The 13,420-nt window shown below is 69.7% G+C and carries 7 protein-coding genes and 2 pseudogenes; 3 read left to right on the forward strand and 6 right to left on the reverse strand.

Annotated features, from left to right (window positions below; translation table 11 throughout):
- The first annotated feature begins 223 nt into the window (after window positions 1–223).
- Complete coding sequence (locus ACH4LD_RS38930) at window positions 224–559, forward strand: hypothetical protein (protein ID WP_398059036.1); 336 nt, start codon at window positions 224–226, stop codon at window positions 557–559.
- A 766-nt stretch (window positions 560–1,325) separates the two neighbouring features.
- Here ACH4LD_RS38930 and ACH4LD_RS38935 read toward each other — a convergent pair.
- The 6 genes and pseudogenes from ACH4LD_RS38935 to ACH4LD_RS38960 all read right to left on the reverse strand — a co-directional run.
- Window positions 1,326–2,633 (reverse strand): ricin-type beta-trefoil lectin domain protein, encoded by a 1,308-nt coding sequence (locus tag ACH4LD_RS38935; protein WP_398059108.1) that lies wholly within the window; start codon window positions 2,631–2,633, stop codon window positions 1,326–1,328.
- Window positions 2,634–2,706: 73 nt separating this feature from the next.
- Window positions 2,707–4,689 carry an alpha-L-fucosidase gene (locus ACH4LD_RS38940; protein ID WP_398059037.1) on the reverse strand — a complete coding sequence of 661 codons (1,983 nt, stop codon included), beginning with the start codon at window positions 4,687–4,689 and terminating at the stop codon, window positions 2,707–2,709.
- Window positions 4,690–4,757: 68 nt separating this feature from the next.
- Window positions 4,758–7,166, reverse strand: a complete 2,409-nt coding sequence (locus ACH4LD_RS38945; RefSeq protein WP_398059038.1) for a ricin-type beta-trefoil lectin domain protein — start codon at window positions 7,164–7,166, stop codon at window positions 4,758–4,760.
- A 405-nt stretch (window positions 7,167–7,571) separates the two neighbouring features.
- Complete coding sequence (locus ACH4LD_RS38950; RefSeq protein ID WP_398059039.1) at window positions 7,572–9,110, reverse strand: arabinofuranosidase catalytic domain-containing protein; 1,539 nt, start codon at window positions 9,108–9,110, stop codon at window positions 7,572–7,574.
- Window positions 9,111–10,040: 930 nt separating this feature from the next.
- Window positions 10,041–10,181: pseudogene (locus ACH4LD_RS38955) on the reverse strand (IS5/IS1182 family transposase); the annotation flags it as partial.
- 2 nt (window positions 10,182–10,183) lie between these two features.
- Window positions 10,184–10,347, reverse strand: a pseudogene (locus ACH4LD_RS38960) (IS5/IS1182 family transposase); the annotation flags it as partial.
- Between the two features lie 289 nt (window positions 10,348–10,636).
- Here ACH4LD_RS38960 and ACH4LD_RS38965 point away from each other — a divergent pair.
- Window positions 10,637–12,067, forward strand: coding sequence for a selenium-binding protein SBP56-related protein (locus ACH4LD_RS38965; protein ID WP_398059040.1), 1,431 nt, complete (start codon window positions 10,637–10,639; stop codon window positions 12,065–12,067).
- Window positions 12,068–12,630: 563 nt separating this feature from the next.
- Window positions 12,631–13,404, forward strand: coding sequence for an SDR family NAD(P)-dependent oxidoreductase (locus ACH4LD_RS38970; RefSeq protein ID WP_398059041.1), 774 nt, complete (start codon window positions 12,631–12,633; stop codon window positions 13,402–13,404).
- Window positions 13,405–13,420: the final 16 nt, after the last annotated feature.

Consider the following 13,420-nt stretch of genomic DNA (forward strand, 5'->3'; position numbering starts at 1 on the left):
GGGTATTTGCGTGGTGCTGGCACTGCTCGTGGTTCTCCTTCGGGCCAGAATCATATGCCTGGCTTCAGGGACTCCACGAAACCGGGGTCAGCTCACCTCCGCCTCCGTGTATTCCTCAGGACTCGCAAGGACAGTGCCGAAGGTGCCACCACGATCAGCAGGCAGGGCACGCCAGCGCAGAACCGGTTCGAGCGCGTTGATGGCACCGGAGAGGAACCAGGCCATGCGGGCCGTGAGTGCGAGCGAGGGAGATCGCCAGGACGGCGAGCGTTTCCCGCAGGTGTTCGAGCCGGTCGATCTGCCGCAATGCCTCCTGGACATCCGGTGGCCCGACAACTCTGCGCAGGCCGGCCTCAGTCTCTTGAGCCAGAGCACGATCGCCCGGAGCCAGTTCCCACACCTGGTCATGGATCTGTTGCTCGGCTTCCTCGGCCAGCACCGCGACGATCCTCCGCATGTCCATGCGGCTCACTCCAATGAACGAGTCAACGCCGTCCGACACGGCTTCGTTCGAATCCTGACCTGGCTCAACGACACACCGGGGATCAGAAACAGGTAGGCGCCGAACTGCCCAGGCTTCCGCGGCCGGCTCAACGCCGGCCACGTCACGCGTGAAGCCGATCAGGTCGAGCAACAGGCCTGGCCAGCCGGACCGCCGACCAGTTCGGCGCAGCACCGGTCGGGTCGCGGGGTCGGCTGGTCGTGCCCGGTGCCGTGGATCGGGCGGCGTGGCAGCTGCTGAGCAGGTCCGCTGCGAGTGCGGCACGCTGGGGGCGGCCGTGCGTCACTGGGTTCTCAGACGCGTTCTCCGACGACGCGGCCGCCCCCGTGCCGATGCCGCTGCCGCCGAATCGGCACTCGGGACCCGGCGGCGAGGCCGGGGCGGGCGGGCCGGTCGCGTGCACCCGGACGGCGCGGGGCCGGGGATAGCGGGCCGGGCGGCGTGCGGGACGGCGGCGCACCCCGCATCCCGCGCAGTCTGCGCGGACGGGACCGGCCCCACCGTCCGGGCGTAGTCGGCTGACGAAACGGCCGCACATGATCGGGCCACCCATTCGGTGCAGTGTGCGTGTACAGGCGAGGGGTACTCCGCTGTGTGCGTTGTGCATGCCCTGCGGGCAGGGGCGTCGCGGCCGGTCCCCGAGTCCGGTCGCAACGCCTCTGCCGGGACGCCCGGGGCCGGTATGCCTGTTGAGCAACCGCATGAAGGCCCTCACCTGTTCAAGGCACCCAGCATCAACCCCGGCGACTCGCTCCAGACGATGCAACCTCGCGAGGCTTGGTCCGGGGCCAGGTCAGAGCGGCGTCGTATCTGCCCCGGTGTGTCAGTTCTGCAAGTGCCAGCGCTGGTTCGTACCGCCCGTGCAGGTCCACAGCTGGATCTTCGTTGCGTTGGCGGTCCCCTGGCCGTTGGCATCCAGGCAGAGCCCCGAGCGCAGCGCTGTGATCGTGCCGTCGGGATTGATGTTCCATTGCTGGTCTGTCTGTCCGTTGCAGTCCCAGATCGCCGCCGGGGTGCCGTTGGCCGCTGTCTGGCCGGCGCTCAGGCACTTGTTGCCGTAGACGACCAGTTGCTTTCCGGATGTGTGGGTCCACCGTTGGTTGGCGCCACCGTTGCAGTCCCACAGTTGTGCCTGTGTGCCGTTGGCCGTGGTGGAGTTGTTGATGTCGAGGCAGCGCCCTGACTGCTGACCGACGATCTCCTGGTTGCCGGTGGACGGCGGCGGATTCGAGTCGAACTGTGTGAAGAACTGCCACACCGCTGCCGATGTCCAGGTGCGCCAGCCGTCACCGGTGGAACCGTCTACGGGGCCGGGGTCGTGGCCCGCTCCGTCGAACGCGGCCCAGACGACGGGGTATCCCGACCGGCAGCCGGAGTAGGCGGTGACGATGTGCGTCAGGCTGCCGTAGGCGGGCTCGGGCGGGTTCTGCGGGGTGCAGCCGTTGTTCCGGACGAAGGTGTCGCGCAGTCCCCGTCCCGACGCGATGGGCAGCACGTTGTCCCTGATGCCGTGCAGGCCCATGTAGGCGATGGGCTGAGTACCGCCGTCGCATCCGCTGAGGTTCGCGCCGGCGTAGACCGCGACCGCGCGGAAGACCGTGGCCCGGGAGCAGGCGAGGGCATACGACATCGCACCGCCGTAGCTGAAGCCGGCGGAGAACAACTGCGTGGTGTCCACGCACAGGCCTGCTTCGAGCTGGCTGACCATGGCGTCGACGAAGGCCACGTCCTGGCCGCCTGGGTTGGCCCAGCCGTTGCCGTTGCCCTGGGGGGCGACGAAGATGGTGCTGTTGCTCGCGTCGGCCAGGCGCCGCAGGCCGTAGTAGGACCAGTTGTACCCGTCCGTTCCACCTGAGTCGACGTCGTTGGCCGTGCCGCCCCGCCAGTGGAAACCGAAGATCAACCGGTAGGGGTGGTTGTTGTCGTAGCCGGCGGGGACCCGCAGGAGGTAACTGCGGGTCTGGCCGCCGCTCTGGATCGTGTGCGTGCCGCTCGTCAGCGCCGGAGCCTTGCCGCAGCCGGCGGTCGCCCTGACGGTGCCTGGGGTGGCCGGCGCGGTCACTGCGCGGGCGCTGCCGAACGAGGTGCCCGCGGCCGACAGGACGAGGAGTATCGCAGCCGCGATCGACATCAAGAGTGGTTTGCGTTTCATACACTCCTTCTTCCGTGGGTGAGGAGGTGCAGGGGACGCGGTAGCCGGCGTTTCAGGCGCCGTTGATGGTCCATTCGTTGTTGGTGCTGGAGTTCGGCGTCCACATCACCGTGGTGGAGCCGACCGTGGTGCTGCCACTGCCGTCGAGTGCGGTGCCGGTTCCGCGGTTGACGATCTGGTAGCGGTTGCCGCCGAGGCTGTTGAGCGACCACTGCTGGTTGTCGCCGCCGTTCCACGCCGCCTGGCGGGCGGGAGCGCCGTTGGCGGAGTCGCCCCAGCTGTCGACGTCCATGCCGTTGGCGCGGTTCGTGATGCGGTGGTAGCCGTTGCCGAGGTCGATCAGCTGCCACTGCAGGTTGACGCTTCCGTCGTAGTTCCACTGCTTGAGGTTGGAGCCGGAGGCCACATTGCCCCCGCTGTCGAGCACCAGCCCGCTGGTCACGTTGGCGATCCGCACCCAGGTGGTCGAGCCTCCCGGCCCGCCCAGTGGGGGGATCCGGCCGGAGAAGGTGAGCTTGACCGTGTAGGCCAGGGCGCTGAACGGCGGGTTGGCCGAGGGCATGGTGAGGTGCAGGCCGGAGGCGTCCTGGACCGGTGCGGGCAGGTCGGTGTAACTGCCGGCGGCGTTGTTCAGCAGTTGGGCGCTCGTCAGGGTGCTGAGGCTGAACTGGTTGGAGTTCAGGGTCGTGATGGTCATGGTGCCGCCCTGCCAGCCCAGCGCGGTGGCGTAGAGGATCTTGTCGTCCTTGCTGCGGGTGAACCGGACGTCCTTGGCGGTGCCGGCCACCGGTCCGCTGAACGAGCCCCCGCCCATCTTGGTGGGGCCCTCGCCGTAGCTGGTCCAGGAGCGGGTGGAGTAGACCGCCTCCCCGAAGCGGCCGAGCCAGTCGCCCATGCCGAGCAGGATGGACTGCTGTCCGGAGGGGATGACGCCGGCGGCCGTCGGTGCGATGTTCAACAGCATGTTGCCGCCCTTGCTGACCCGGTCGATCAGCGAGTGGAGCAGCGCCTGCGTCGAGTAGTAGCCGATGCCCGTCGTGTAGCACCAGCTGGAGGAGGAGATGCTGTCGTCGGTCAGCCAGTAGGGGGTGAGCAGCCCGGCCGGGCCGCCGCGTTCGAAGTCGTAGACCTCACCCTTGGCGTTGAGGCCGTCCTTGTAGGTCGCGACCACGTCCTTGTTCCAGGAGACGGCCTGGTTGTAGTAGTGCGCGAGGAACTGGAGGCGGTAGGACTCCTGCACCAGGCCCAGGTCGAAGTCCTGCCAGATCAGGTCGGGCTGGTAGCCGTCGATGACCTCGACCAGCTTGTCGAACCAGAGTCTGTTCTCCGCTGCCGCGCCCTGCTGGCCGTAGAGCACGCGCAGCGACGCGTCCGACTGGGACGGCACGTGGTCGTAGTAGCCGTTGAAGTGGTACGCGTGGTGCAGCGAGGCCATGAACTTCAGCCCCTGCCCGCGGATGGATTGCGCGTGCAGTCCCACGAGGTCGAGCCGGGGGCCGTGCTGGACCGAGTTCCACGGGTTGGCGCGGCTGTTCCACATGGAGAAGCCGTCGTGGTGTTCGGCGACCGGGCCGGCGAACCTGGCGCCCGCGGACCTGAACAGCCGGGCCCAGGCGTCGGGATCGAAGTCGCCCCCGTCGGAGGCCAGTTCGGGCGCGAACCGCACGTAGTTGCCGGCCTTGTCGCGGGCGCCGTCGATGAAGTTGTGGTACGGCCATACCGAGGGGTCGCCGTAGGTGGCGATGTGGTGCCTGTTCTCGTTCGAGCCGCCGATGTACATGTTGCGCGGGTACCACTCGTTGCCGAACGCGGGAACGCTGAAGACGCCCCAGTGGTAGTAGATGCCGAACTTGGCGTCCTGGAACCAGGCCGGGGCCGGGGGGTGCTGGTCCACGGACGGCCAGCTCGCGGTGTAGCTGCCGGGACCGTCGGTCGCGGCGGCCTCGGGAGCGAACCGCAGCAGGCCGAAGGCCGTGGCCGCGCCGGCCGCCGCCAGCAGTCGACGGCGGCTGACCGGCAGGGAGGAGGAAGACATGTGGAGGCCTCTCGGGGGTGGTCGACTGGGGTGGTGCGGGAGCCGGTGGTCGTCGGCCGGTCACCGGATCAGTCGCGCGTCCACTGCTGGTTCCTGTTGCCGTTGCAGGTCCACAGCTGGAGGAGGGTGCCGTTGGCCGTACCCCCGCCGGTCGCGTCGAGGCACAGGCCTGACTGGTCGCCGGTGATCGTGCCGTCGGAGTGGAGCGTCCACTTCTGGTTGCCGCCGCCGTTGCAGTCCCAGATGTCCACCTCGGTTCCGGGGCTGGTGCCCTGTCCCGCGGCGTCCAGGCAGGCGTTTCCGTAGACCCGCAGCTCACCGGCCGAGGTGTTTGTCCACTGCTGGTTGGTGCCTCCGTTGCAGTCCCACAGTTCCACCTGGGTGCCGGCCGTCTGCGACTGGTTCGGCACGTCCACGCACCGGCCGGATGCGGCCCCGACGATCGCGCCTGTCGTGCCACCGTCGTTCCCGCCGCTGCCGGGGGTGATGGACAGGTTGTCGAACTGCGCCGTCTCACCCTGGCTGGTCGCGTAGCCGATCTGTCCGCCGGCCCAGGTCCGGTCGTTCACGGAACCGACCGTGGCACCGTCGATGACGGCGGTGATGGTGGTGCCGGAGAAGGTGAGCGCCAGGGAGTGCCACCGGTTGGTGCCCAGCGCCGTGGTCGTGCCATGGGCCAGGGTGGAGACGTTGCCGTTGGTGTTCGAGTTCAGGACCGACCAGGCACCGGTGTCGCTCACCCGCAGGTGGTAGGCGTTCAGTCCTCCGGTACTGCTGTAGTCCTGCGCGCCCGCACGGCCGATCAACTCCGCGTATCCGGCCTGTTCGAGCATCACGTCCGACGAGACGGTGTAGTTGCTCCAGCTCACGTCACCGAGCAGGGCGTGCGGATCGGACAGCGCGTCCCAGGTGATCGGCTTCTGCGGGCTCATCTGGCGCACGCACCTGCCGCTGCGTCCGCCGCCGCAGCCCACCTCCTCGAAGGCGCCCTGCCAGTCCATGAGGTACCTGGCCTCGGTGCCGGCGGCGTAACCGTCGAAGGAGTCGCTGTACGGCAGCTTCAGCGTGCCCTGGGCGGGACCGGTGACGGTGCCCTTGCCCTGGCCGGTCGTGGTGGTGAGGGTGTACACGCGGCCCGGCTGGACGGTGAGGCTGAAGCTGCCGCCGGACGGGGTGATGTCCGCGGTGTGCACGAGGTGGTCGGCCGGGTTGCCGGAGGTGACGTCGGTCGACCAGACGTGGACGGTCTTCGTGGACAGTCCCCCGGTGACGGTGAGGTTCAGCGTCTGGGCGCTTGGGGCGTCCATCGTCTCGATGACCGTGGAGTAGTCGGAGTTGTTGGTGGACTTCAGCGAGACGTAGCTGCCGTTGTTCCGGTTGCCGCCGATGTAGCCGCTGGAGGCGTCGAGGTAGTGCCAGCCCGGGGCGGTGAACTGGCTGGTCTGCGCCGTCACCCAGGCGTTCTTGCCGATCGCGTAGTGGCCGGACCAGGGCTGCGGGGCCAGGGCGAGCCCCATGGTGGGGTACGGCAGGTTGGGCGTGATCGAGGCGACGACCGGCCAGTTGAAGTACGCGGTCATCCGGCCGTCGATGTATCCGCGGTTGATGCCGCGCGCCACGGCCGGCGCTCCCCCGTTGTAGTCGTCCGAGCCGTTCTCGCTCGCCCACAGCGTCTTGCCGGACGACGTGGCGGCCGACGGTACCGAGCAGTTGGACTGGGACGACCGGTAGCCGCAGGGGTAGTGCGTGCCGATGGCGCTCACCGCGGAGGCGAACGCCGGGTCGGAGTTGATGTCGTTCGCCACGGACCAGTCGGAGTCGGCCGCGACGATCTTGACGTTGCCGTAGCCGTTGCCGTCGAGCGCGCTGCGCAGTTGTTCGTACCAGGAGATGTTGTAGCCCCGCTCGTTCCACCCACCGAGGTAGTCGATGCTCAGCCCGTGCTGCTTGGCGCAACCCAGCCACGAGAGCAGGTAGTTGACCATGTCGGTCGACCAGAAGTTCCCGCCGCCGATCCAGCCGGGCGCGCCCCAGGCGAGCCCGTACAGCTTGATGCCCGGATTACGGGCCTTGGCCTGCTCCATCAGCCACCATTCGTAGCCCCGGTCGCAGTTGAGGTCGGACCGGGTGTGCTGGTGACTCGGCTCGGCCCCTGAGGTGGAGTTGGTGTCCCCGCCGATCTCCGCCTTGAGGATGTGCAGGGAGGCGCCGTAGCCGGGCTTGAACAGGTAGTCCAGGATCTGGCCGCGCTGGGGCTCGGGATAGTCGAACAGGAGTCTGCTGTTGCCGCCCCCGCCGCTGATGGCACCGACGCCGTCGAAGGTCCGGCCGCCGGACGCGCCGTTGATCGTGATGGACGTGGCGGCCTGGGCCGGGGCGGCGGTCGTGGCGACGATGCCGCCGGCGGTCAGGAGGAGGCCCGTGAGCACGGCCGTCAAGACGCACAGACGCCGGAACAACCGGCTGAATGCTGACACGGTGGATTCCTTTCCCAGGTGTGAGGTGTCGCGTGCGAGGGGTCCGGTCACGGGGCCCGATGGCTGTGCGGTCGCCTGTCACCGGCCGGCTGCGGACCGCCCCCGTTGAGACTCAGCACTCCGGGCCGGGTCCGGGGTGACGCAGCGCGCCCGGCCGCCGTGCATCGCGTGGGTGTGTCCCCTCGCCCAGACCGGCCGACGTGCATCGCGTGGGTGTGTCCCCTCGCGCACACCGGCCGACGGTCTGCGTGCCGACGCCTTCTCGTCCTCATCCGGTCCTCCTGTGCGGTCGGTCGCTGCGGCGCGGGTGAGGGGCGGGACGGTCCCGCGCGTGGGCGGTTCGGTGACGCGCCGGGGCGGTGGTCGCGTGCCGCCCCGGTCGGCTGCCGCGGATCCTTCAGGGGGTCAGTTCAGCGACCATTTCTGGTTGGACTGGCCGTTGCAGGTCCACAGCTGGACGGGGGTGCCGTTGGCGGTGGCGGCACCGGTCACGTCCAGGCACAGGCCCGACTGGGCACTGGTGACGGTGCCGTCCGCGTTGACGTTCCACTGCTGGTTGGACTGGCCGTTGCAGGACCAGGTGATGACCTTGGTGCCGGGACTGGTGCCCTGGCCTGAGGCGTCCAGGCACAGGCGGCTGCTGCCGGAGTACACGGTGAGCTCCCGGGCGTTGGTCTGGGACCAGGTCTGGTTCGCCGCGCCGGTGCAGTCCCGGATCTGGGTCTGCGTACCCGCCGTCGTGGACGAACCCGTCGCCTCCAGGCACCTGCCCGCACCCACGGCGCGCAGCGCGCCCGTCCTGGTGCCGCCGGCCGTCCCGTAGCCGGCCGCGGTGATGGCTGTTTGCACGGCGTTCTCGGTGGCGTCGGAGGGGTAGCCCGCCGTCATCGCGCCCTCGAAGAACTCGCCCGAGCCCGAGACACTGTTGTCGCCGCCGGTGCCGAGCAGCACCGAACTGTCGAGCTTCATCGGCGAGTAGCCGTTCGGCAGCGGGCCGGAGAACGTGGTGGTCAGGCCGCCGCCGGCGCCGTTGCCGTATTTGAGGGTGAAATTGCTCGTGCCGTTGTTCTTCAGCCACGCGCTGACGAACGGGTAGTGCACACCGCTGTTGTCGGGATCCTTGTTGGAGCCGGTGTTGGTGTGGTACATCCCGTTCTCCAGGTCGGCCTCGACCCACGGACCGCTGCCGGTGCACCCGCCGAACCAGCAGGCGTTGCCCCAGTAGATGGCGTTCATGGTGGCGTTGCCCGTGTCGGTGTGGGAGTTCTCGCCGCTGCCGTAGTCGAAGCAGCACCACTGGTTGGTGTAGTCCGACGACGTCACCATGTAGATGCCCTCGGGCTGGGAACCGGTGGCCACGCCGTTCGCGTGGTCGATCCGGTAGCCGACACCGGGCTTGACCTTGACACCGAAGACCTGGTGACCGCCCGCGGTCACCGGCAGGGCCATGGCGTCGGCCCCGACGTCGGCTCCGTTGGGACCGGGCCCCTTCCAGTAGCCGCCCCAGGAGATCGGCAGGTCGTTGTGCTTGGTGGTCTGGTCGTAGATCTTCGTGATCGTGCACGATGTGCCCGAGCAGAAGGAGATCTGGGACGCCCCGTCGGCGTAGCCGCCCGCGCTCAGCACTCCGATGTCGCGGTAGCTGTGATCGGAGGACCTCTGGATCTGGTACAGCGGCCCGTTGTACGACGCGAGGAGCGCCCTGGTGGTGGAGTGCGCCGTCACGCACGGCGTACCGCCCGCTGCGTAGATGTCACACGGCAGCGACGCGTCGGCCGCGATGGCCTTCGGCGAGTGGGCGGCCGGGCGGGCGGTGGTGGCCGTGCCGGTCGGTAAGGACTCGGCGAACGCCGTTGTGCCGAACGCGGCCACGAGCATCGCCAGGGCGACGAGGAGCGCGGCTTTCCCTCGCCTCCGCCGGCGGTCGACGGCTGATCGGATCATGAGACCTCCTCTGTGAGGGTGCCGCCCCACGGCGGCGCCGTAGCTGTCTGTGGTCGGTGCGGAGGCGCCCGGTTGTCCGCGGCCGGCAGACACGCGGCAGGCTGACCGGTCGGGGCTCGGCCGGGGCGTGAAGGGGGGACTCATGCCGGCGTCCACCGCTGGCTGCTGCCGCCGTTGCAGGTCGACAGTTGGACGAGGCTTCCGTCGGAGCCGGCCCCTCCGGTGACGCCCAGGCACAGCCTGCTGGTTGGTCTGGCCGTTGCAGGTCCAGATCTCCACCTTCGTGCCCGGTGTGGTCTGGTGGTGGGGCGGTCCGGAACGTCCAGGCCCTCAGGCCCTTGCTTCCGTGCTCGGTCAACCGGTCGCCGCCCCGCTCCCCGGCGGCACCCCGGACCTGGAGGACCTGGTGCAGGCGCGGAACGGTTCCTGGTTCCAATGGGCCGGCACTCCCGAAGGTTCTGACGAGTCCATGACATATTCATGGTGCGACATGCTCCTCACGGCTCGGCCGCCGCGGTGGCGACGGAAGTGCACTGACAGGCGGAGCAATCCCGATCTTCTGTTCGATATACCGAACTACTGTCGGAGTATCGGGCACCGTGGATAATAGGGAACCGGTGAACGGCGTCAATACCTGCAGCATGAATCGGCAATCGCGTCGAAACGTTCGCAGCACCCGTGAAGGCACAACGCCGTAGACATACCCGACCAAACCAGCTGGCAAGGCTGTGCGAATGGGCACCCCTCGGCAGCGGAGCGGCGCCGCTCCCGGACGGCTTGGCCGCAGCCGGTCGCCCCTCCGGTACCAGCGCCCTGCTCTGGTTTTACGAAGAGCATCCGAAATTTCGAGACATCAGCGGATGCGGACCGAGCGCGGGCTGGGACGACCGAGGCCGAATTGACGGACCTGGTGAATGCTGCGGGGTGATCTCAGCCCGTGACAGCGAGATGAAGGACCAGGGCGGCTTGGACAAGGCTCGTGATCCGGGTGGTCGAGCAGCGGAGTTCGCGGAGGAGGCACCGGGACTTGAGGGTGGCGATGGCCTGCTCGACCAGCGCGCAGATCTTTGCTAGGCGGTGGTCGTGCCGATCCCGAATCCGGCCGCGAGCCGGGCGCAGGGCTGGTCATTGCGAGGTGGGCGTGGGTGAGCAGGGCCTGTCGGCCTGCGTTCAGGCGCCGCCGTCGGGTTCCGAGAGCGCGGCGGTGCTCCCTCAGGCAGGCGGTGAGGAAGCGCAGGGCGGGCCGAGCGGCGGCACGGCACGGCGCCCTCGACGGAGACGGGCTGAGCGAGCCCACCCGGCACGGCGGGGACGACCCGACGGCCCGGGACACGGGCCGAGACGGCCGCACGGCGCGAGGCACGGCAGCACAGGCCGGGCGCCGTGGCAGGGCCCCGGGGACTGTGAAACGCTCGGAAGCAGCGGCACATCCGTCCTTCACCGCACGTCGACGGCGGACGAGAGAGCCGGCCCGTCCATGACGGGAGCCCACCTTGGCCCTGTGTTCGCCGAGTGGGGAACACACGATGACGACGACCGAGCACCCGCACGACCACGACGGCCACCAGGATCCGACCCTGTACCGCACCCCGGCGGACGCCGTCGCCGCGCCCGGGGAGGCACTCGCCTACGTCGTCGGGTTCGACCCGGCCGGAGCGCGCCCGGACGCGCTGTTCACCGTAGGCACCGACCCCGGCTCCGCGGCGTACGGCCGGGTGATCGCCCGCGCCGAGGTGCCCGGCGTGGGCAACGAACTGCACCACTTCGGCTGGAACGCCTGCTCAAGCGCGCTGGCCCATGCCGGTCACCAGCACGCCGCGCGCCGCTATCTCATCGTCCCCGGACTGCGCTCCTCCAGGCTGCACGTCTTCGACACCGTCCCCGATCCGGCCCGCCCCCGCCTGGTCAAGACGGTCGAGCCCGGCGAACTGGCCGCCCGGGCCGGGTACTCGCGCCCCCACACCCTGCACTGCGGTCCCGACGGCGTCTTCCTGTCGTGCCTGGGCGGCGCGGACGGCGCGGACGGGCCCGGCGGCGTGGCCTTGCTGGACCACGACAGCTTCGAGGTGCTGCGCGGTTGGGAGAGCGAGCGCGGGCCGCAGCATCTCGCCTATGACGTCTGGTGGCACCTGGCCCAGAACATCGCCGTGACCAGCGAGTGGGGAACCCCTTCCATGATCGAGGGCGGTCTCGTCCCCGACCTGCTGCTGGGGCGCCGTTACGGCCACTGCCTGCACTTCTGGGAACTCGGCACCGGCCGGCACCTGCAGCAGGTCGACCTGGGCGACGCCCACCAGATGGTGCTGGAACTGCGTCCCGCGCACGACCCCGAGGCCACCTGGGGGTTCACCAACACCGTGGTCGACGTCGAGGACCTGTCGGCCTCGGTGTGGCGGTGGCACCGCGACGGCGAGGACTTCCACGTCACCAAGGTGATCACCCTTCCGGCCGAGCCCGCCCCGGCCGAGGACCTGCCCCCCGCGCTCAAGCCGTTCGGCGCCGTGCCCCCGCTGATCACCGACATCGACCTCTCGGTGGACGACCGGTGGCTGTACGTCTCTGCGTGGGGCACCGGTGACCTCATCCAGTACGACGTGAGCGACCCCCGGCAACCCAGGCGGACCGCGGCCGTGCGGCTCGGCGGCATCACCGCCCGCCGGCCGCACCCCGCAGCGCCCGACGTGCCGCTGACGGGCGGGGCCCAGATGGTCGAGGTCAGCCGCGACGGGAAGCGCGTCTACCTGACGAACTCCCTGTACGCCGCCTGGGACGAGCAGTTCTATCCCGCGGGCATCGAACCCTGGATGGTCAAGCTGGACGCCGACACCTCACACGGCGGGCTCTCGGCGGACAGCCGCTTCTTCCCCCACGGCGAGGACTTCTCCGGCCTGCGCGTGCACCAGACACGCCTGCAGGGCGGCGACGCCTCCTCCGACTCCTACTGCTACCGCCGCTGACCCCAGGGCCGGTACCTAGGTCCGAGGCCAGCGCCGGTGCGCCAGGGCGCGCCCGCACGGCCCGCCGCCTGAACGGCGCTGGGCTGAGCAATCGTCTCCACGCTCGACAGGCAGTTCCTGACCGCAGCCCCCCAGCCCGGGACAGCGGCTAGCGGAACGGCTGGCCAGCGCGCGCCGGACGGCACCGTGCCCCACAAGGCTCAGAACTACACCGTCCGCATGATTGGAGCCGGCCGGGGAGGGGTCGGCCGGGGGCGACACCGGGCTCAGGCCTCAGCCGGGAGTGGTGGCCCCGCTGAGGTGCGGGTTCCGGCGCCTTGCCGAAGAATCGTGTACGTCTGGTGCCCTCCCGGAAAGCCCGGCACCCGCGAGCGCTTCTCGGGTGCGGCAGGGCGCACGGCGAGGAGGTGCGTCATGCCCGTTGCCCTCACCGCGGGCGGGTTCCGTGGCTCGGGACCGGGCCATGACGCCTCAAGGGCCGGGCGGCTACCGGGGTGTCGTAGGCGCGATCGGACGCGGCCCGCTGCCGGGTGGGCCGCACTCGTGGAGAGGTGTACCGCCCGATGCAGATCGATCTGAGCGGACGTACCGCGCTGGTCACCGGCTCGACGGCGGGCATCGGGGAGGCGGCCGCGCAGGCGCTGGCCGCCGCCGGGGCCGATGTCGTGGTCAACGGCCGCGACGCCGACCGTGTCGCCGAGACGGCGGAGCGGATGGGGGGACGTGGCGTCACGGCCGACGTCGGGACGGCCGACGGGACGGCGCTCCTGATCCGGCACCTGCCCGATGTCGACATCTTGGTCAACAACGCCGGCGTCTTCGAGACCAGGCCCGTCTTCGAGATCCCCGACGCGGACTGGCTGCGCCTCTACGAAATCAACGTGCTATCCGGTGTGCGCCTGGCGCGCCACTACGCACCGCGGATGGTCCGGCGCGGGTGGGGCCGTGTGATTTTCGTCAGTAGTGAGGCGGGCGTGCAGACACCGACGGACATGGTCCACTACGGGATGACCAAGACGGCGCAGCTGGCCGTGTCCCGTGGCATGGCACAGGAGGTCGCCGGCACCGGGGTCACGGTGAACTGTGTGCTGCCCGGGCCCACGATGAGCGACGGCGTGCTGGCCATGTTCGACGAGCTGTATCCCGGCCTCGAGCCAGCGGAGCAGGAGCGGCGCTACCTGGCCGAGAACCGTGCCGCCGCCTCCCTGCTCAAACGGCTGATCCGTCCGCACGAGGTGGCCAGCATGATCACGTACGTGGCGTCGGAGCAGGCCTCGGCGAGCACGGGCCGGGCGCTCGGCGTCGATGGCGGCCTCGTTCCCACGATCGTCCCCTGACGGGTCGCGCAGTCCG

Origin of the sequence: Streptomyces sp. NPDC017676, from assembly GCF_044329325.1 — a bacterium.
Taxonomy (GTDB): Bacteria; Actinomycetota; Actinomycetes; order Streptomycetales; family Streptomycetaceae; genus Streptomyces.